This is a genomic window from Adlercreutzia sp. ZJ176, from assembly GCF_011038975.1.
In the GTDB taxonomy this organism is placed as follows: domain Bacteria; phylum Actinomycetota; class Coriobacteriia; order Coriobacteriales; family Eggerthellaceae; genus CAAEEV01.
In genome coordinates, this window is the sequence record NZ_JAAKEC010000005.1 from 90,802 (window position 1) to 109,445 (window position 18,644).

Here is an 18,644-nt window from a genome sequence, read left to right on the forward strand (position 1 = left end):
GACAGAAGGGGACGACCCACAGGCCGTCCCCAGAGAGCTCGTGCGCCGTTGCGCCTGACATACGTCAAGGGCTTCGATCTAGATACCGGATAGATGATGGTCAGCCAGCAGAGGGGCTACTTCCGGTGCATTCTCGTGCCTCCTGACGCTTCGCATCAGTGCGGAGTTGTCGCTCGGCACCTTCGTAGCCGTCTTGACGTGCCCGGTGTTGTTGAAGTCGAAGCATGCAAGACCGAGCCCGCACAAATCGCCGAGCAGCTGAAGCGGAACGCGAAACGCCTGAAACACGTCGAAGCGACCTGCGACAAGACGAAGGCGCCATTCTCGGTCACCCAGTCCAGGCGCGGCGTTCGCGCCTCCTTCATCGCTCGGAGGGCACTGCGGCTGGCAGCACGCCGATTGACGCCAACGAAGCCCCGAAGGGCTCCGAAGAGGTTCCGAAGAACTCCCAAGCAGACTGTCTAATCTTCTTTGACTGCCGAATGGGTAACTCAAAGAGACAGCGCTTCGGCTCTTCACTCACGCTGCTCCTCCCGATCATGATCTTCGCTCGTTCCCTTGCGAGCAGCTATGGCGAAGCTTGCGAAATAGCGCTCAAGAGCGTCAGCGTCTTCGTCAAAGGCCCCGTCAGAGAATAAGCGCGCGAACTCTTCCCGAGCAAGCAAGACCTCTCGCAGGCGGGGCGACTGTCGATCAGCAAGGCACTCCACGGTAGCGTCAAAGAGGTCGAAGGCCCGATCCATCGCGCCTTGCCTCCGCTTATCATTACCCGACCTATGCGCCTTGATCGCGCGACCCACCTCGGAGCCGATGTTGCCCATCTGCTCGAAGATGGTATAGCGGCCCCAAGCCCCCCGGTCAACCTGATAGCTAGCCATTGACGACGCCATCCACGATGTCGCGAATGCGCACCTGAAGCGCTTCGTCGTCAACGCCGCGCGACCTGTTATTCTGAGCAGGCCGTATGTTGATCATGGAGTCGAACTCCACGAAGTCGTCCGTTCCATAATCGTCAGGATAGAGATTGATGCCCCAGAGATTCTCCTGAAGGGACCCCCGCTCAAGCAGGAACTGCTCCTCGTCAACATGCATAGGCGCATCGACGACCAGCAGACCCTCCTCGACATCGACAACAGCTTTCACAAGCTCGTCGTACATGCTTTGCGCCATTAGGCGAAGTTCCTCGATCGTGATGGCTTCAGCGAGCTTCATGAAGACCTCCTGAAAATCAGGCATAAAAACGAGCTCGTTGTATAAAAAGGCTGGGAGCAAAAAGGCTCCCAGCCCTGAAGTCTTTGGTCGCGGGGGCAGGATTTGAACCTACGACCTCCGGGTTATGAGATAAAATAAAGTCGTATTATTGTAGTCGTCGGCTTCATTATAATGGTACAAATATATTGTATGAACTGGGGTTTGTCAAATCGCCTACCTGGGAGGCTATGTTATATTGTTCGCCCCATTTTCGCCCCAATATCTCCTTTGTTCGCCCCATTTTTGATAAAATAAGGTCGTTGATAAATATGACCAAATCGGAGCGGCAAAATGAGCAGACGGATAGAGATACTTACCGACCCGGAGATACGAAAACTCAAAAGGGGCGGCTATTCCGTGAGGTTTCGCATTCCCCCACATCACGGACTGCCGGAGAGCAAAAGCCCCAGGCGAAAACTCCAAGTGAGGAGTATCGGTGCTGCTCGCAAAGAGGCGGAGAACTACCGAAGGGAACTCGAAGACGAGATAAACGATTACAGGAACATAACCAACATCACCTTCGGGGATTATCTGAAACGATGGCACGAAGACAGGGTCGAGATGGGCGAAAGAGCCATCGGAACTTTGGAAGTCGAAGAACTCTACATCAGGCAAATAGACGAAACAGCCCTCGCAAGGATAGAACTCAAGGAGATTGACGAGAACGACCTCGACAACTTCAAAAAGGAGAACAAGAGGCTGGGACGGTCAAATGACAGGCAGGACAAACTGCTGAAACTGGTGAAGCAGGTGCTGAAGCACGCCGAAGTTCGGAGGGAAATCAAACACAACCCGAGCGGAGCGGTCGAGAACATAAAGAGAGACATCAAGGACAAGCGGAAAGCCCTCACACGGGAAGACCAGCAACGCCTGATAGAGGCATTGGAAAGCGAAGACATTACGGGCAAGACCGTCGTGGTTCGCATAGCGTTCTCAACTGGTTTCAGGCGCGGAGAGTGCTTGGGACTTCAATGGGGAGACATCGACTTCAAAAAGAAGACGATAAACCTCACACGCCAACTGACCTCGAAGGGCGAATACGCACCCCCGAAGTTCGGGGGAAGCGGGGTCATACCCATCGGAGACGGTCTCGTTCGCTATCTTCGCCGTTGGAAGGAAAAGACCTCGAGGCAGTTCTACAGAGGCGGGCGTGTGCCGAAGGAAAGCCCCGTGTGCCGGAACAACAACGGCAAGCAACTACAAGCGGCGAACTTTGACAAATGGCGGCGTGATTGGTTCGTAGAACACGGGTTGGGAGAATACACCGAGATAAGGGTGAGTTGGGACAGCAAGGGACGCAAGCGATACCACAAGACCGGCTATAAGGGCTATCGCCTACACGAGTTGCGGCACACTATGGCAACCGAACTGGTGGGCAATGCCGACCTGAAGACGGCACAGACGATTATGAGGCACACCAACATAAACACGACGGCGGGATATGTTCACGAGATAGACGAGAATGTCCGCAATGCCGCCAACCTGCTCGATGATATGAGGGAGAGCGGAAGCGAGCCAAAGCGCAAAGAAGACCAGGTGGCAAAAGACGAGAAAAGGTTCAAGGAGGACAGAATAGGCGCTATGGAAAGGGCTTACAAGCGCCAGCACGGCAAATGCGCCGAATGCGGCAAGCGTTTTGAAAAGAGTGAGATGGTCGGGGGCTTTATTACCTCTTTGTCCAAAGACGGCATTCAGACAACCGGAAACTTCCAACTGCTCTGTAAGGACTGTAATATGAAAATGGCTGTTCGCTAACAACCATTTCTGGGAAGGACAGCGATGGACAGCAGGGAGAAGTGAGAATGCGAAAGGCGCTCGCTACCCGTCGCCCGACTCGTTGAACCACTCCTTGAACACGGTGGTCTCAAATCCCGCCTTGTCGTTTCTAACCGTCTTGGAAGACGAGAAGGTCTGCTTATGGGACTTCCTATAAGCATTCGCCTCCCGCTCGCTCATTTGGCGTTTGGTGGGTCTCTTCACGCCTCGTGAGCAACGGTAGATGTTGAAGCCGGCAGGGTATAGGTGAAGCCTCCCGCCCTTGATGACCGCTTTCTTCTCCCCGTTGACTTCCTTCACATCGTCCCCGCAACCGTCATCGACGAGCACATCGGACAGATAGGCTGAAAGGTATGCCCCAAGGTTGTCCACATCGTCGACCTTGGAGACCTTCGTAAAGCCGTGCCGCCATATCCGCCCAATGTCGTCGTTGGGAAGGAACGGGGCTTTGCCCCGGTAGAAGAGAAGCAGATGGAAATGGAAGCGCTGCTTCCCGTCCGGCGTCTCGCTCGGGGCGTTCGGCTCGCACACGACGAGGTATTCGGGCTTCTCAAAGCCGTTCTTTGAACTCCACCTGACGAACCTCTTCCAAAATGCGGAGAAGTCCTTGTAGAGTCGTTCCGTGTCGTCCTGCGGCTCGGCGTAGGTGAGCGTGATGAACCGCACCTTCCCAGGGTCAGCCGAGTTGGCGTTGACTATGCCCCTGATGGTGGCGAAGGTCCTCAACAGGGAGCGATGGCATTGGGAACGGTTGACGCTTCTCTCCCCGTATTCGCATATCTCGCCGGTCGTAAGGTTCACATACTCGTTCGCTGAAATCTTCTTCGCCCTACAGGTTTTGTTCGCTTTCGTCGTTTGGGTGATTATCGTTATGTTCCCCTGTCGCTCAAATGTGGTGTATAGCGTGTCTTCCATTTGAAACGGCGCAATCTGTGTAGGTAATCAAGTAAAGGGAGCGGCTTGCTTCGGACTTGGCTTCGCCGCCCTGCGCAACCGCTCCAAGAAGCCTATCTATGGCTTTCAATCCAGTTCTCGCACTGCTCTTTCGCCCCAACGAACTCGACCCTTCCGGTGTCGTTGTCTACGACCTCGCAATATCTATCGTCTGCGGTTTCAACAATGCTGTATTTTGGTGGTGTCCTCTTGCCTCCAGAGCAAGCCCACAGAAGCAGTATCAGGGCTATCGCCCCTGCCAGGTATTCCATAGTCCTACGCTCCCTTCATAAGCCTTTTCACGGCGGAGATGGTGGCGCTGCTGGTGCTCAACTCCTGCTCTATCTCCCTGTATGTCTTTCCTTCGTTGATTGCCTTGGCAATCGCCTCCCTCTTTACCTGCTTATCCACCTCGTGTCTGTATAGGTAGTCTCTCTTCTTTTCCATAGTCGGTGTCCTTCGGTCTCAAATGCCTTGTCTCCTCGGCAATCCTCTTTTCCGTCCTCTCGTCTATGTATGCCGCCTTGAACAGGCGGGGCTTCTCCATATGCCCCTCGCAAAAGATGTAGCCGACCCCTTTTGACGAGATGGGTATCTCACAACTCGGCGCTTCGTCCGCCCTCGTGTCGAAGAGCATTTCGTCGCTCCTTGCGTCCCCGCTGCTGAACCCCAGCAGGTTCGAGGTCAAAAGAGAGCGGGTTGTGGTGTCGACGAGACCCGACATAAAACGCTGGGTGATGAGGAATATGCTCATTCCGTATGCTGCGTTCCTGCTCGCCGCCCTGAAGACCGCCCTGTCGACCTCGTCCCCGACCTTGCGGGGCTTCTTGCCGTCCGGGTCTTCCACTACCGAGGTTCGCAAGATGGCGTATTCGTCGATAATCAGCGTTATGTGGGGAAGGTCGTCGGAGAACTGCTCAATCTTCTTCAGCCCGTGCTCCAGGCAGTAGGCTTTGCGCCTCTCCGCTTCATCGTTCAGCGAGTTTACGACATTGAGGACATCTACCGGGTCGTCGTGTAGTTCCGCCCTGTCCTCGTATGCCCTGAAGTCCATTATCTTGTTCGAGCAGACTATCAGGCGCTCGTTCTCCAGCCGGGAGAGCATTGCTATGAAAGACGAGGTGGCAGCCGACTTCCCGCTGCGGGACTGCCCCGCTATCATTCCGCCCACAACGCCGTCGAGGGTCATATAGGCGGTCTCGCCGGTGGCATACAGCCCTATCGGTATCCTCTCCCTCGTCGGCTCTTCCCTCAAGTCGTCGAAGAGGACGCTCATAGCCGTAAGCGTCGCAATCTCGGTCTCGGTGTAGAAGACGACCTCGTAGCCGAAGAAGCCCTCTTCGTTCGGGGGAAGGCGCTCGACATCTGCCCTGACTGCCTTGAATGCGGGCAGGCTCGCCTCGACGATACGCTCCAACCTCTCCTTCGTCGAGCCATACCTCATCGGGTGGTAGACGAAGCGTATGGGGTTGTCGTTCAGGCAGTCGAACTGCTCCTCGTCCTGCGGCTCTATGCCGCCCTCTCGCAAGCACTCCGAGAACTGCTCCTTCAGGCGCTTCCTGTGCCTGTCCCTCTCGTCTTGCTGTATGGACACCTCGCTTTCGGGGTGTCTGACCGAGTAGTAGATAATGCCGAGCGACAGCCAAAGGGGAGCGATGGCGACGGCGTATAGCCCGAAGAGAAGCGATACGCCGCCAACGATAGAGAAGAGCAGGAGGACGGAGAGGCGCAAGTGGTCCTCAACCCACTCCATAGCCCTACTCCTTCATCTTGCCCATCTTCTCTGCGGAGAACGCAAGTTGGGCTCGGTTGCCGCTGTTGTAGGCGAGGGCGGTCAATCCAACGAAGCCGACAGGGGAGAACTCCGGTATCTGCGGCTCTTGGGGAAGGGCAATCTTCACCGTGATGGTCTCGGGCTTCGTCGCCCCCTTCTGCTTGGCGAGGCACACGACGCCGTAGAGCGGCGTGCCGTTCTCGTCCCTGTCCTGCTCGTTCGTCGCTTCGCCGTCAACATACCTCACTCGTGGCTCTGCGGATAGGTAGCGGATATAATCAAACCCGCTCTGGTCAACGAATACCCTGTTCATCGTAGTATTCCTTCCAATCGTGGCAGGGCTTATTCCCTGCTCGCTTTTTGAGTTTATGGTCCGAAAGCGCTTTCGCACGAATGGTCGGATTTTGGTTTCAGGTTTGAGCGAGGACGACAGCGAAGCGCTCCTTTCAGGTCCTCCCCAATCGCACGAACGCCAGTCCGAAGCCCATTGCCTCCTTCTGCCGGCGAGAGTCCCCTTGCCTATGCGGGGAGGCGGGGTAGAATAAGCGTATGAGCGATAAGACAGGCGAAATAATCATCAAATCCGGCATAGATGTCTGGGAGCACGAGCGTAGGACAGCCCAGGCGTTGGCTAACGCCGGCTTCGTCGTCCTCTTCATCAAAAGGAGCGATGACGAGTATGTTCGCACCCCGGATGTGGTCATCGACGGCATTCTCTGGGAGATGAAGTCCCCCATAAGCAACAGGCTGCCGAAGATACAGAAGACGCTGCGCCAGGCGATACACCAGTCCCCGAATGTAATCTACGACAGCCAGAGGATAAAGAACCTGAACGACAACCAGATACAGAGGGAACTTGAGAAATGGGCTGTTCAGTTCAAGGCTATGAAGCGGCTCATCTTCGTAAACAAGAAGCGTGAGGTAATCGTCATCAAGTAGGGGTTATGCCATAGTGAATTTGATGTTATAATAACAACATCAAAGCACCGGCACGGGGCGTATTGCTCCTACCGTCGGTGCTTTTGCTTTTTCCCTGCTCTACACCAAAGTCAGAACACGAGAAGCATATAGCCGCCGTTCTCCAAGCGGGTAATCGAGGTCCTGTATTCCAACTCGTCCACCAGCGCCTCAATCTTCTCCTCCTGGTCGTCGAAGGTCTCGCCCCGCTCGTCAAGGAGATAACCATAGTCGTATAGCAGCGCTTCCCCGTCGTCGTATTCGGTGAAGTCGCAACAGACGGCTATGACATCGAACTCTGCGTCCAACTCGTCCAATGTCTCGTAGAGGTAGTCGTAGCCAGCGGTCGAGTAGTAGTCCCTGCCCATATCCTTGAAGCCCCGCTCGAATGCGTAGCGGTCAATCGTGGTGTGTAGCGCCATAAGAAAACTCCTATACAGTCGGTGTCCTGTATAGGAGTTTCGTTCAGTCGTCGCTGGTTTTGGGAATGCCGCTACAAGCCGTCCCCCAGCGCCTTGTCTAAAGCGGATTGCTTTCCCGTCTCGGCAGCAGCCCCGATGTCCTCAATCAGCCTCTTCGCCTGCTCCTCTATGCGTTCCACCGCTTTGTTTATCCGGTCTTCGTTTTCGCATATGAAGTCGACAAGACCCCTCACATCGGAGTAGTTCTGGTAATCGCCGCCTTTGCTCAACTGACGATAGACGCTGAACATCTTTGTCTTGCCGCCATATTCCAACCTGAACGCTCTCACGGTCAGGTCTCCAAGAGGCTCGTCATCGTCCGACCAGCGCTGAACGAGGTCGTATATCGGCACGAGCGGCTCTCGGTTGCCGCATATGCCCTCCCGCTCGCCCTCGTCATAAGCGCCCTCGCAATAGGAGCAAGCGCTTTCCCGCCTCTGCTCTCCTATGGCATAGCCGTTGGAGTTTGGGATTCTGCTATGTCCGTCTTTGTACAAGGTGAGTTTCATCTTCGCTACCACGCTGACCCCAAGGACCGGCGGTATCGCTCCCGCCAGCCCAATCCGTGCCGTCAATCGCCAATGTCGTCGAAATAGCAGGTGAACACGGCTGCTCTCTGGTCCGTCCCGGTCCACCCGCAATCCGAGCACTCTGCCTGGTATACAACGCTGTCTCCGTCGACATCGCAAGGCTCGTAGTCCCGCTCTACCCGTCCTCCGCACTTCGGGCACACGCCCTCTCGGCTGTCATCGTATATCATTCCGCTGCCTCCTTGCCGTGATTGTCGTCGAAAGAAACCGTCGGCTCTTGGTCTATTCCAGCGCCTTTAGTTTCTCGTTTATAGCCTCTTGGACGGCGTTCTGTATGAAGGTCATACACTCGCCCCTGCTCGGCTTCCAATCCTCGTCGGAGAACGGCGGGGGGTCTTTGCGCAATGTCCCCTCGACTGCGTGAAGCATATGGCGAAGACTAACCCCCTCGTTTATCGCTTCTACGATGTAGTCGGTTTGGCTCACCCCGTTAGCCTTTGCCCGCTCTTCTACCTTTTTCTTCACGCCCACAGGCATACGGATACTGACCATAACCGTAGCCGCCGTCCCTCGCGCCGTCTGGTCCAGTTCGTCAATCTTGCCCATATACGAACTCCTTCACAAATCCCACACATTACAATATTTTATATATCACCTGGTAAATATAGCATAAATCATTTTTCATTACAATATATTGTATTCAATATATTATGTATATTATATTGTATTGACACTTGTATTTACGACCTGTATTATGAAGATGTCATTTTGAGACATCGAACTGTAAGGAGGTGATTGGAATGTTGATTTACAAAAGAATGGACGCAAGGGATATGGAGTGCTTCTTTGAAGACAGAGCCGGCTACGAGCACAAGTTCTCAAGGTCGGGTTTAGAGGCAGTCGTTGGCTTCTACGAAGACAACGACATTGACACCCTGTTTGATGTCGTAGGTTTTGCCTGTTCGTGGCGCGAATACGGCTCTAATGGCGAACTGTTCAGCAACTACGAGTATCTACTCGAAGAGGAATACGGCGAGCCGGACGGCGCATTTGAAGACCTCGTTCAAAAACTCCGAGACCGAACCGTCCTGTTGGAAACCGAAAGCGGCGGCTATGTCGCCGGGGTCTTCTGAAAAGAGAGCGGCAGCCGCTCAAAGCAAAGCCGCTCTCCCAAATGTAAACGCCAATCCGACTCAAGGAAGGATTAGCACGATGAGCATAGTTCAAAGAGCACTCAATGCCAAGCCGTATGACGAAAACGAACTTCGTTGGTGCGTCTTCGGGACGAACCCCGAAACGGGAAAGGTTGACTACCTCGAAACGGTCGACCGGGGATTGGCGGAAGCGGTTCTCGCCCTCATCAACTCTTGCGGGTGGGACTGCCGACTCCGGCAGATGACGAGGGGCGAGGTGCGCCGTCGCTTCGGAAGCCCCGACTGGGTTAACTGGCACGACACAGAAACCGACGAATACCTCTTCACGAGCATAGGGGGCAACGGCGGCTGCGTCATTGCCCCCAATCCCATAAGGTAGGTGTTTCCGATGAAGAAGCACGACGCAAGGGCAAGGGACAAGCCTCCCAGCGTCTTGAGGTCAGACGACAATGCCGACTTGATACAGGCAGAGCGTCCAATGGAAGACCTCGTAGACATTCACCGAGCCATCATCAACGGCTTTGAAGTAGACCGTCAAGGCAGGGCGAAGCGCTCTGCGAGAATTCGAAAGGATACGAGGAATGAAGCCCATAGAACAACCCCACGATATGACCACCTACGCTCTTGGCTATATGCCGATAGTGAGCGATGAGCCGGTTTTCTACGACAAGCATTGGGAAATGTATGTCCCCGAACTTCTCCCCTACACAACAGGTCGTGTGTTTTTCGAGCGGGACAACGGAACGGGAGAATGGTCGGTCGCAACGGAAACAGGGGACTGCGGCTGCGAGCAACTATCCAGCAGCCCCTGCCCCGTATGCGCTATCACGGAGGCAATCAAAAAGGCACGCTTCAACATCACTTGGTATGACAGCGTGGACAGCGTCAAAGGCTATCTCCGAGAAGCAGAAGAAGTTGTCTGGGGAAGAAGAGAGCGGTAGGACTACTTGCCGCCCTTCCTGCGATTACAGTCCCTACAGAGCATTTGGCAGTTGTCGGCGGTCGTTGCGCCGCCCTCCGACCACGGAGTTATGTGGTCTCCCTCCATCTGCTCTATGGAGAAATGACCTCCGCAAGACGGACACACGCCATCTTGCCTCTCGTATGCTTCACGCTTCATCTTGTCAGTGAAAGCACGAATGTTGAGATGGCGCTCGTCTCCGTCGAGGACATAGGCGTATATGCCCTTCTTGTTGGTAATGTCGTCGTCAATCATCAGGTCTTTTATCCGCTGCTCCAACTCCGTTGGGTTCAAAACCTCGTCCTTGTGGGCGGCATACAGACCGCCCCAGTCGAGACCCTTCATTTCCCTGCGGTAGTTCGGAAATGTCGCTCTCACCCAGTCGATGACCCTTTGGTAATACGCCCACTCAACGCCGGCGTTGCCATCGTGCTGGTGTCGAGCCATATATTCCTCGATGTTGTTGTTGCTTATCCATTTGAGGACAGTCTGTAGGTAGTCTTGCCGAATGGGGCTGCCCGTCAAGTAGTCCTTGCCCTTGCGATACGCCACACAGTTAGTCTTGGAGAAATACCGCTTTGCGTCGGTAAGCCACTCCCCCGCATAGACGGCGTTCCTCAACTCTTGGTCGGTCAACTTCTCGCCGGCGATGTTGATGGTGCGAAACCAGTCCAACTTCTCGCTGTCCTTGCCCTCACAGATGTAGATGGTGAGGGGATAGTCAAGTATCTGCTTCTGCTCGTCAGCCGTGAGGTTGTGAAACCCCCGATAGTCAACGGTGAAGTTCCCGTCGAGGTATTCACAGAAACTGATGGTCCTCTGCTGACCGTCCAGGACCTCATAATAGCCGCCGTCGGTCTTCACCCAATACATCACATTGAGGGGAAAGCCCTTTGTGATGGTGTCTATGACGGCGTTCCTCTTTGCGTCGTCATAGACGAACTCACGCTGATACTTGGGACGGATTGAGAGTTTGCCGTTGAGAGCATACACTCCCTCTTCGTCGTCGTTAATATAACCTTGATAGACCTCGCCTACCGTCGTCTCGTGTAGAGTTATCTTCATTGCCGTCCCTACTTTTCTGGGCACAGAATGCGAACAAGAATGCGGAAATACTCTCTGTGTAGAGTAAAGCCTTTTCTCTTGTCTTCATCGGTCAGTTTCCGTGTATAAAACGACAACCCGCCTGTTTGGAATCTCTCACTATCATCAACGCAATCTTTGATTGGCTTTGCGTCAAACAGACTTGCTCCAACAATCTCAAACTGGTCAGGGTCATATTTATCCAAAAAGGTGATTGGAACGCCCATCACGCCATCGTAGTCAACAGGTATATCAAGCGTCTTATCTACATTTATTGCGTCGTAGTTTTCATAGCAAAAGTACTTTTCGGGAGTATATTCTTCTACAAGAATAAGCGGTTCGTGTCGTTGCTTGTAGTCCACATTGGTAAACCAGCGAATGCCTTTTACTCTTATGTATTTATTCCCGTCTTCGTCAACACGACAACCAGCAGCATTGAGAGGGTAGTCGTTGGGAACTCTAAACTCCCTATCGCCGCTGTGAATACTTGCTCCCAGCCAAATCTTGTTGTTCATTATAAGAGGAAAAACCTCTTTGTAAGTAATGGCGTTTTGATTGCCTAAAATGATGAAGTCTTTTTCGTGCTCGACGAGTTGAGCCAAATATTTTCTGAACAACGAAAAAGGCGGGTTGGTAATAACGACATCTGCTTCGTCAAGTAGCGCCACGCATTCAGGGCTACGGAAATCCCCATCGCCCTCTAAAACCGTGAGGGCATTCTTCTTGTTCTTTATGAGGTATTCAACATCGGATAAATCTATCTTGCCGTCGTTGTTCTCGTCGCTTACCTCTGTAATCTCTATCTTATAAGGTTGCTTGGAACTGCCCCCCCCCGTGGAGGATATGTCGTCAAACAAAGACAATTGCGTTTGAGCGACCGGTGAACCAGCGTAGCAAGTCGATATAAGTTTCTTCAATCCCAGGCGATTGAAGTTCATTGCGAAGTATTTGAAGAAGTTGCTCTCATAGGGGTCATCACAGTTAAGAAAGACTGTCTTTCCTTTGAAGTAATCCCTGTAATACTTCATCTCCTTTTCTATATCAACGAGTTGAGTATAGAACTCGTCTTTTTTTGCTTTTGCCGCATTGGATAGGGCTTGATTTTTTGCCATAGTTCACCTCGTATACTCCAATGTTATGAACCGATGGCTTCACAACACAGACTTTCACAGGTCATATTATAAATGGCTGAAATGGGCATTTTGGCACAGACGATAAATCTCGCCCCATTTTCGCCCCAAAATGAACTATTTGGGGCAATTTCGCCCCAAAACGCAAAACAGGTCGGACAAAAACACTGTCCGACCTGGTCTTCTTGGTCGCGGGGGCTGGATTTGAACCAACGACCTCCGGGTTATGAGCCCGGCGAGCTACCAGACTGCTCCACCCCGCATCATCTGGTGCCTTTCAAAAGGCAAGGATATATGTTACTCGCTCTGGCGAATTGCGCAAGAGGCAAATTTGCGCTCCACCGTTTCTTCACAAGCACGACAGGCCGCACTCGCACTCGCATGTCGGCGCACACGCTGCGCGCCAACGCACGCACTCACATACCAGCACACGTGCTCGCTCGCATGTCAGCACACACTAGGCCAAACCACGCTGAGCTAGGCTGCAGGCCCAACCACACCGCGCACATCCGCATGCGCCAACGCCTGCGCGTCTATGCTGCCCGCGCCCGCGCGCTCACGCGCTGCACTTCAACGCACGCGCGCGCTACTTCACCGTGAGCACGGGGATGTCGGCCTCGTGGAGCACGGCGTAGCTGACCGAGCCGAGCATGCCGCGCAGCGCGCCGAGGCCGCGGCGCCCCATCACGATGATCTCGGCTTGCTGTTCCTCCGCGAAGTCGACGATGCCCTCGGCCGTCTTGCCTGCGATGGTGACGCAGTACCGCACGTCGAAGCACGCGCCGTCGAGCGCGTCGCCGACGCCTTCGCGCAGGCGCTCCTCGGCGCGCATCTTCGCGTTGGCGATCACGCGCTCGTAGGAGTCGACGTCGGGGAACAGCAGCGGCGTGCCCGCCACCGGGTTGGTGGGTGACTCGAGCTCCGCGGCGATGGCGTTCGCGGGCACCACCGACAACACGCACAGCGTCGCCTCGGCGTCATCGGCGATCATCTTCTTGGCAACCGTCAGCGCGTTCTTCGCCGGCTCGGAGCCATCGAAGGGAACGAGAATCTTCTTGTACAGCATGGCATACCCCTTTCACTGCGCGCGTCGGAAGGCGCGCGTCACCTTGAGCGAAGGCGGCCCTGCGCCTCGCTGTCCCCTCGATGATAGCCCCAATCCAGCCGCTTGTGAAGTTTCGCCGCCGTTTCGCACGCGCGGAGGCGCGTGCCGCCTCGCGACGCGCGCGCGGCCGTGCTACCATGCTTGCTGGCTCGCCTGGCGCGACCGCCGCGCGCAACCGGCATGCGTGGACCACACCGCGACATGGCACGCACTTGCCGCACGCCGCCGCCATGCTGCGCACCGCACCTGCGGATCCGCCACACGCGAGCCGCAGCTACAAAGCACGACCCGAGGAGCACCGCCCATGACCGTCATCGACTGCCACTGCCACATCTACCCTGACAAGATCGCCGCGCGCGCCGTGAAGAGCGTCGGCGACTTCTACCTCGTCAGCATGGCCGAGGGCGACGGCTCGGCAGACGGCCTGATCAGCACGTGCGAAGGCTCCCCCATCACGCACCACCTGGTGTACTCGGTGGCCACGAAGCCCGCGCAGGTGCCCTCGATCAACGACTTCATCGCCGCGCAGTGCGCCGCGCACCCCAGCTTCATCGGCTTCGCCACGCTGCACCAGGACTTTCCCAACCCCGAGGCGGAGATCGAACGCATCATCGGGCTCGGCCTCAAGGGCGTGAAGCTGCACCCCGACACGCAGGGCGTCAACATGGACGACCCGCGCCTCATGCGCATCTACGAGATCATCGAGGGACGGCTGCCGCTCGTCATGCACACCGGCGACTACCGCTACGACTACTCGCACCCGCGGCGCTTGAAGAAGATCCTGCACACGTTCCCGAACCTGGTGGTGAACGCCGCCCACTTCGGCGGCTGGTCGATCTTCGACCTCGCGTTCGAGCTGCTCGAGAACGAGCGCTGCTTCCTCGACATGTCGAGCGCGCAGACCTTCCTCGGCCCGCGCCGCACCTACGAGCTCACGAAGCTCTACGGCACCGACCGCCTCATGTTCGGCTCGGACTTCCCCATGTGGAGCCCCGTGCGCGAGCTCGAGATGTACACCGCGCTGCCCTTCACCGACGACGAACTGGAGAACCTCACCTGGCACAACGCCGAGCGCTTCCTCGGGTTCAAGGTGGAGTAGCCCAAGGCCGCGCACGCTGCGAGCAGCAGGCCGCGAGCAGCAGGCAGCGGGCCGCCCGCCCACGTCCAGCCCGCCAGCACCCGCGCCCGCACAACCAGCCTGCCACGCACCCGCACCCGCCGCGCCTACTCCTCCTCGGGCTCCTCGGGGCGGTCGATCCGCATGCCGATCTTGTCGATGCGGTGGCGGTCCATGTCGAACACGGTGAACGTCACCTTCGTGCCGCGGTGCGCGAGCTGCGTCACGTCGCCCTCGGCCGGGATGCGGTCGAACAGCGCGAGCAGCAGGCCGCCCGCCGTCTCCACCTCGTCGGCCTCCTCGGGCCTGAAGTCGAGGAACTCCGCCAGCTCGTCGATGGCCAGCGCGCCATCGACAAGGTAGGTGCCGTCGGGCAGCGCGACGATCTCGTCCTCCACGTCGTGCACGTACTCGTCGTCGATGCGCCCCACGATCTGCTCCATCACGTCGGACATGGTGACGATACCCGCCGTGCCGCCGTGCTCGTCGACCACCACGCAGATCTCGGTGCGCTTCACCTGCATCGTCTCGAGCAGGCGCGCGATCGACATCGTGTCGGGCACCGCCGGCAGCTCGCGGACGTTCCACTCTTCCATGGACGCGTCAGCCGACACGCCGAAGAAGTCCTTCATGTGCACGAAGCCCACCACGTGGTCCTTCGACCCGCGGCACACCGGGTAGCGCGTGTAGCGGTACTGGCGGATGGTCTCGAGGTTCTCCTCGAGCGTGTCCTCGAGGTCCAGGCACACCACGTCGGTGCGCGGCGTCATGATGGCCTCGGCGTCCTTGTCGCCCAAGTCGAAGATGTTGTCCACGAACTCGTTCTGCTCGGGGTTGATGAGCCCGCTCTCCGTGGACTCGTCGATCAGCAGCTTGATCTCCTCGCCGGTGTACACCTCGTGCTCGTTGGCCGGATCGTGCCCGCACAGGCGCACGACGCTGTTGGTGATGCCGTTGAACAGCAGCATCACGGGGTAGGTGATCTTGTAGAACCAGATAAGCGGCGTGGCCGTCATGAGCGCGTACTTCTCGGTGGAGAAGATGGCGAACGACTTGGGGATGAGCTCGCCCACCACCACGTGCAGCGTGGTCATGATGAAGTAGCCGATGGCCACGGCCACCACGGAGATGGCGGCCTCGGGCAGGTGCAGCATCACGAACAGCGGGCGGATGAGCTCGGAGAACGCCGGCTCACCCAGCCAGCCGAGCGCCAGCGACGCCAGCGTGATGCCGAGCTGGCAGGCGGACAGGTACGCGTTCACGTTCTCGGCGACCGTCTTGGCGTTCTTCGCGCCGCGCTTGCCCTCCTCGACTGCGATCTCGAGCTGCGACTTGCGCACACGCACCAGCGAAAACTCGGCGATCACGAAGAACGCGTTCATCAACAGGAACAGGACAACCAAGACCAGACTAATCGCGATATTCATTTGAAGCGGATGATCCTCCTTGAAGTGCATACAGACTTGCTTCCATCGTAAGGGATCAAGAGGATCAGCGGAGATGGAGGGCGCGAAACCCGCAACACATTCACAGGTGAGGGGGCGAAGGGGCACAGGCGCCGCGCGGCGGGGCGAGCTGCGGACGGCCGGCGCGCGCTACCGCTACGCCATGCGACGGGCGCTACCGCCACGCCGCGCACGACCAACGCCCGCTACACCTCCACGCGGGCGACCCTCACCTTCGCAAGCGCGCTGTCGTCAAGCGCGCACCCCAGGCCCGCCTCGTGCCCCTCGCCGTTGAGCAGCACGTAGCCGCGCGCCGCCTCGTAGGGCGGGTCAGTGACGTCGACGTCGAAGTAGCGCGCCGTGGCGCCCACGTCCCCCGGCACGATGACGCCCGGGAGCGTCTCGAACGCGGCGTGCATGCGCTTCGACACGCCCGTGTCGTACATGCCGCCCATCCACACCTCGCGCCCGCACGCCTGCGCCTGCACGATGAAGCGCAGCGCGGGCTCGATGCCGCCGAACTTCGCGATCTTCACGACGATGCAGCGCAGGTCGCGGTAGCGCAGGATGCGCTCGGCGTCAGCCGCGGTCACGTACGACTCGTCCACGCACACCGGCGTCGACAGCGTGCGCTGCAGGTTCGCGAGCCGCGAGAGCGCGTCGCGCACGCCGTCGAAGCTCGGGCGGCTCACGTCGAGCGGCTCCTCGATCCAGCCCACGCCCAGCTCGTCGTAGGCGCGCAGCTCGTCGAGGTCGCGCATCGAAAAGCTCCGGTTCGCGTCGAGCGTGACGAGCAGGTGCGGGTGCGCCTCGCGCACGGAGCGCACGGCCGCAAGCCCCTGGCCAGGCGCGATCTTGAGTTTCATGCGCTTGTAGCCCGCGGCCACCGCCTCGCGCACAGCCGCGACCACCTCGGGCGCCTCCCCCATGCCCACCACGGCGCCCGCGCGCACCATCGCCTGGCTGCCCTTCGCCGTCACCGCGCGCGGCAGCTGCGGGAACGGCACGTGCGCGCCTTCCTCCCACAGCGCGCAGAGGCGCTCGTGCTCCTCGCCGACGAGCTTCCACAGCGGCTCGCCCTGGATGTGCCCGAACAGGTCCCATAGCGCGCTCTCCAGGGCGCACACGGCCATGGGGTGCGCTTGGGTCCCGCTGATCTGCGAAAACGCGTCGAATGCCTCGCGCGGGTGGACGAAGGCGCGCCCGCGCGCGAACGGCGCGAGCACCTCCTCCAAAAAGCGCGCGTCATCTGCGAGCGTCTCGGGCAGGTACCAGTCGGTCGCGAACGCCACGCACTCGCCGAGCCCCACGCGCCCCGCGTGGTCGACCACCTCGACGATGATGAGGTCGCGGTGCGAAAGCGTCGCCTTCGCCGTCTTGAAGGGCGTCCGGAAAGGCAGGCGCACGTGGTGCAGGATGACGCGCTCCACCTCGACGCGCTGCTCGTAGAGCCGCTCGGCCGCGGCGCGGTCCACCTTCCCGATGCCGGCGCGCGGCAGCTGGTCGACCATCATGACGGCCTTCGGCCTGGTGAGCTTCGACAGGCTCGCGCGGACGGCGCGCTCCACGTGCTCGGGCTGTACGTCGGCGCGCGAGCGCTCGACCACGGCCACGGGCCGCCGCCCCCACGTGGCGTCGGGCACGCCGAACACGTGCGCGTCCGACACGCCCTCGATGCGGCGCAGGGCCGCCACGATCTCGGCGGGGTAGATGTTCTCCCCGCCCGACACGAACATGTCGGACGTGCGCTCCTTCACGAAGAGGAGCCGCCCGCGCAGGGCCGCCACGTCGCCGGTGAGGAAGAAGCCGTCGACCGTGAACGCCGCGCGCGCGTTGAGGTAGCCCTCGAAGACGCCCGGGCCGCGCACCGCCAGGCGCCCGAAGCCCTCGGCGTCAGGCTCCACGATGCGCGCCTCGTAGCCGCCCAGAAGGGCGAGCCCACCCGAGAACCGCTGCGTGACCAGGGAACTTGCGATCAGGCTGGAGGTCTCGGTCATGCCGTAGCTCGCATGCACGCGCACGTGCGCCTCACACGAGCGCTCGAGCGTCCGCGGGTTCAGCGCGCCGCCACCCAGAAGGACGCAGCGGTAGCGCGCGAGCAGGCCGCCGCCCGCCTCGGCGTCGGCCGCAAGCAGGTCCTGCAGCATCTTGTCCACCACCGAGACGTGCGTGGCGCCCGCCTCGGCCGCATCGCGCAGGAGTCGCTCCGCGTCGAAGCGCCCGTAGACCAGAAGCGGCGTGCCGCCCTCGATCGAGCGCACGAGCACCTGCAAGCCGCCGATGTGGCAGAACGGCAGGACGGCCTGCCACAGCGCGCCGCCGCTGCCGAGCGCGCGGTTCGCGGCGCGCGCCGCGTCCGAGAGCTGCCGCCACGTGAGCGCGACCGCCTTCGGGCGCCCCGTGGTCCCCGAGGTGAACATGACGACGGCGCGGTCGTCGGCGTCGAACAGGTGCGCGGCCCGCTCGGCAAAGTGGATGGCGTCCTCGACCGCGGTCTGGCGCTCCGTCACCGCCACGCGACTCACGCGCCCGATGTCGTGCGCGAACGCATCGCCCTCTTCGGAGAACACCGCCTCGATCTGCGCGATCAGCGCAGGGGAGGTCGTCTCGTCGACCGTGTAGGCAACCTTCACGCCCTCGCGGTCAAGCTCGAGCAGGCGCGCGAGCTTCTCCTTCTCGCCGAGGCGGTGGTTGAGCGTCACGAGCGGGAAGCCGCCGTAGGCCGCGGCCAGCACCAGCAGCACGAACTCGGGGCAGTTGGGCAGATCGACCACTACGACCGACCCCGCCCGCGCCGCCTTCCGGCGCAGCAGGCGCGCGAGGGCCGCGGCCGCGATGCGCGCGCGGCGGTACGTGCAGGGCACCTTGCGGCCCGCGGCGTCCGCGAACGTGAAGAACACCTGGTCGGGGTGACGCCGAGCCGTCGTTTCGAAGGCGTTGATCATGGCTTGAGCAGGTCCTCTCGCC

Annotated in this window: 22 protein-coding genes and 1 tRNA gene; 6 read left to right on the top strand and 17 right to left on the bottom strand. The window is 58.7% G+C overall.

Features of this window, described 5'->3' with window-relative positions; translation table 11 throughout:
• Positions 1-515: 515 nt before the first annotated feature.
• Complete coding sequence (locus tag G7Y50_RS03780; protein WP_165052258.1) at positions 516-878, bottom strand: hypothetical protein; 363 nt, start codon at positions 876-878, stop codon at positions 516-518.
• Positions 871-1,212, bottom strand: coding sequence for a DUF5674 family protein (locus tag G7Y50_RS03785; RefSeq protein WP_165052590.1), 342 nt, complete (start codon positions 1,210-1,212; stop codon positions 871-873). Before G7Y50_RS03785 ends, G7Y50_RS03780 begins: the two co-directional genes overlap by 8 nt.
• A gap of 330 nt (positions 1,213-1,542) precedes the next feature.
• On the opposite strand from G7Y50_RS03785, the gene G7Y50_RS03790 reads away from it, so the two are divergent.
• Positions 1,543-3,006 carry a tyrosine-type recombinase/integrase gene (locus tag G7Y50_RS03790; protein ID WP_165052282.1) on the top strand — a complete coding sequence of 488 codons (1,464 nt, stop codon included), beginning with the start codon at positions 1,543-1,545 and terminating at the stop codon, positions 3,004-3,006.
• 63 nt (positions 3,007-3,069) lie between these two features.
• Here G7Y50_RS03790 and G7Y50_RS03795 read toward each other — a convergent pair whose 3' ends face one another.
• The 5 genes from G7Y50_RS03795 to G7Y50_RS03815 all read right to left on the bottom strand — a co-directional run bounded on the left by G7Y50_RS03795 (position 3,070) and on the right by G7Y50_RS03815 (position 6,047).
• Entirely contained in the window at positions 3,070-3,942 is an 873-nt protein-coding gene (locus G7Y50_RS03795) for a hypothetical protein (protein ID WP_165052290.1), read from the bottom strand.
• 92 nt (positions 3,943-4,034) lie between these two features.
• The gene (locus G7Y50_RS03800; protein ID WP_165052295.1) at positions 4,035-4,232 is read right to left on the bottom strand and encodes a hypothetical protein; all 198 of its coding nucleotides are present in this window, start codon (positions 4,230-4,232) and stop codon (positions 4,035-4,037) included.
• Between the two features lie 4 nt (positions 4,233-4,236).
• Entirely contained in the window at positions 4,237-4,407 is a 171-nt protein-coding gene (locus G7Y50_RS03805) for a Trp family transcriptional regulator (protein ID WP_165052305.1), read from the bottom strand.
• Positions 4,364-5,713 carry an FtsK/SpoIIIE domain-containing protein gene (locus G7Y50_RS03810; RefSeq protein WP_165052316.1) on the bottom strand — a complete coding sequence of 450 codons (1,350 nt, stop codon included), beginning with the start codon at positions 5,711-5,713 and terminating at the stop codon, positions 4,364-4,366. Before G7Y50_RS03810 ends, G7Y50_RS03805 begins: the two co-directional genes overlap by 44 nt.
• Before the next feature lie 4 nt (positions 5,714-5,717).
• Entirely contained in the window at positions 5,718-6,047 is a 330-nt protein-coding gene (locus tag G7Y50_RS03815) for a hypothetical protein (protein WP_165052322.1), read from the bottom strand.
• Positions 6,048-6,283: 236 nt separating this feature from the next.
• Here G7Y50_RS03815 and G7Y50_RS03820 point away from each other — a divergent pair, with 236 nt between their 5' ends.
• Complete coding sequence (locus G7Y50_RS03820; protein WP_165052331.1) at positions 6,284-6,673, top strand: hypothetical protein; 390 nt, start codon at positions 6,284-6,286, stop codon at positions 6,671-6,673.
• Between the two features lie 110 nt (positions 6,674-6,783).
• Here the strand turns inward: G7Y50_RS03820 and G7Y50_RS03825 are convergent, their stop codons facing one another.
• From G7Y50_RS03825 to G7Y50_RS03840, 4 genes are all read right to left on the bottom strand, one after another.
• Positions 6,784-7,113 (bottom strand): hypothetical protein, encoded by a 330-nt coding sequence (locus G7Y50_RS03825; protein ID WP_165052342.1) that lies wholly within the window; start codon positions 7,111-7,113, stop codon positions 6,784-6,786.
• A 71-nt stretch (positions 7,114-7,184) separates the two neighbouring features.
• Positions 7,185-7,673 (bottom strand): hypothetical protein, encoded by a 489-nt coding sequence (locus G7Y50_RS03830; RefSeq protein ID WP_165056936.1) that lies wholly within the window; start codon positions 7,671-7,673, stop codon positions 7,185-7,187.
• Positions 7,674-7,723: 50 nt separating this feature from the next.
• Positions 7,724-7,912, bottom strand: coding sequence for a hypothetical protein (locus G7Y50_RS03835; protein ID WP_165052365.1), 189 nt, complete (start codon positions 7,910-7,912; stop codon positions 7,724-7,726).
• A 52-nt stretch (positions 7,913-7,964) separates the two neighbouring features.
• Positions 7,965-8,288 (bottom strand): hypothetical protein, encoded by a 324-nt coding sequence (locus tag G7Y50_RS03840; RefSeq protein WP_165052373.1) that lies wholly within the window; start codon positions 8,286-8,288, stop codon positions 7,965-7,967.
• Positions 8,289-8,482: 194 nt separating this feature from the next.
• Here G7Y50_RS03840 and G7Y50_RS03845 point away from each other — a divergent pair, with 194 nt between their 5' ends.
• The 3 genes from G7Y50_RS03845 (at position 8,483) to G7Y50_RS03855 (ending at position 9,777) form a co-directional block, all read left to right on the top strand.
• The gene (locus tag G7Y50_RS03845) at positions 8,483-8,815 is read left to right on the top strand and encodes a hypothetical protein (RefSeq protein ID WP_165052382.1); all 333 of its coding nucleotides are present in this window, start codon (positions 8,483-8,485) and stop codon (positions 8,813-8,815) included.
• Positions 8,816-8,894: 79 nt separating this feature from the next.
• Complete coding sequence (locus G7Y50_RS03850) at positions 8,895-9,215, top strand: hypothetical protein (RefSeq protein WP_165052391.1); 321 nt, start codon at positions 8,895-8,897, stop codon at positions 9,213-9,215.
• Positions 9,216-9,417: 202 nt separating this feature from the next.
• Entirely contained in the window at positions 9,418-9,777 is a 360-nt protein-coding gene (locus G7Y50_RS03855; RefSeq protein WP_165052396.1) for a hypothetical protein, read from the top strand.
• A gap of 2 nt (positions 9,778-9,779) precedes the next feature.
• Here the strand turns inward: G7Y50_RS03855 and G7Y50_RS03860 are convergent, their stop codons facing one another.
• From G7Y50_RS03860 to G7Y50_RS03875, 4 genes are all read right to left on the bottom strand, one after another.
• Complete coding sequence (locus tag G7Y50_RS03860; protein ID WP_165052407.1) at positions 9,780-10,862, bottom strand: DUF262 domain-containing protein; 1,083 nt, start codon at positions 10,860-10,862, stop codon at positions 9,780-9,782.
• Between the two features lie 8 nt (positions 10,863-10,870).
• Complete coding sequence (locus tag G7Y50_RS03865; RefSeq protein ID WP_165052416.1) at positions 10,871-11,992, bottom strand: adenine-specific methyltransferase EcoRI family protein; 1,122 nt, start codon at positions 11,990-11,992, stop codon at positions 10,871-10,873.
• Between the two features lie 204 nt (positions 11,993-12,196).
• A tRNA-Met gene (locus G7Y50_RS03870) sits at positions 12,197-12,273 on the bottom strand.
• Between the two features lie 323 nt (positions 12,274-12,596).
• A complete protein-coding gene (locus G7Y50_RS03875; RefSeq protein WP_165052425.1) occupies positions 12,597-13,076 on the bottom strand; it encodes a universal stress protein in 480 nt (159 codons plus the stop codon).
• A gap of 343 nt (positions 13,077-13,419) precedes the next feature.
• Here G7Y50_RS03875 and G7Y50_RS03880 point away from each other — a divergent pair, with 343 nt between their 5' ends.
• Positions 13,420-14,214, top strand: coding sequence for an amidohydrolase family protein (locus G7Y50_RS03880; RefSeq protein WP_165052436.1), 795 nt, complete (start codon positions 13,420-13,422; stop codon positions 14,212-14,214).
• 125 nt (positions 14,215-14,339) lie between these two features.
• Here the strand turns inward: G7Y50_RS03880 and G7Y50_RS03885 are convergent, their stop codons facing one another.
• Together G7Y50_RS03885 and G7Y50_RS03890 are read right to left on the bottom strand one after the other, a co-directional pair.
• Positions 14,340-15,659, bottom strand: coding sequence for a hemolysin family protein (locus G7Y50_RS03885; RefSeq protein ID WP_165052447.1), 1,320 nt, complete (start codon positions 15,657-15,659; stop codon positions 14,340-14,342).
• A gap of 224 nt (positions 15,660-15,883) precedes the next feature.
• Complete coding sequence (locus G7Y50_RS03890) at positions 15,884-18,622, bottom strand: AMP-binding protein (protein ID WP_165052469.1); 2,739 nt, start codon at positions 18,620-18,622, stop codon at positions 15,884-15,886.
• Positions 18,623-18,644: the final 22 nt, after the last annotated feature.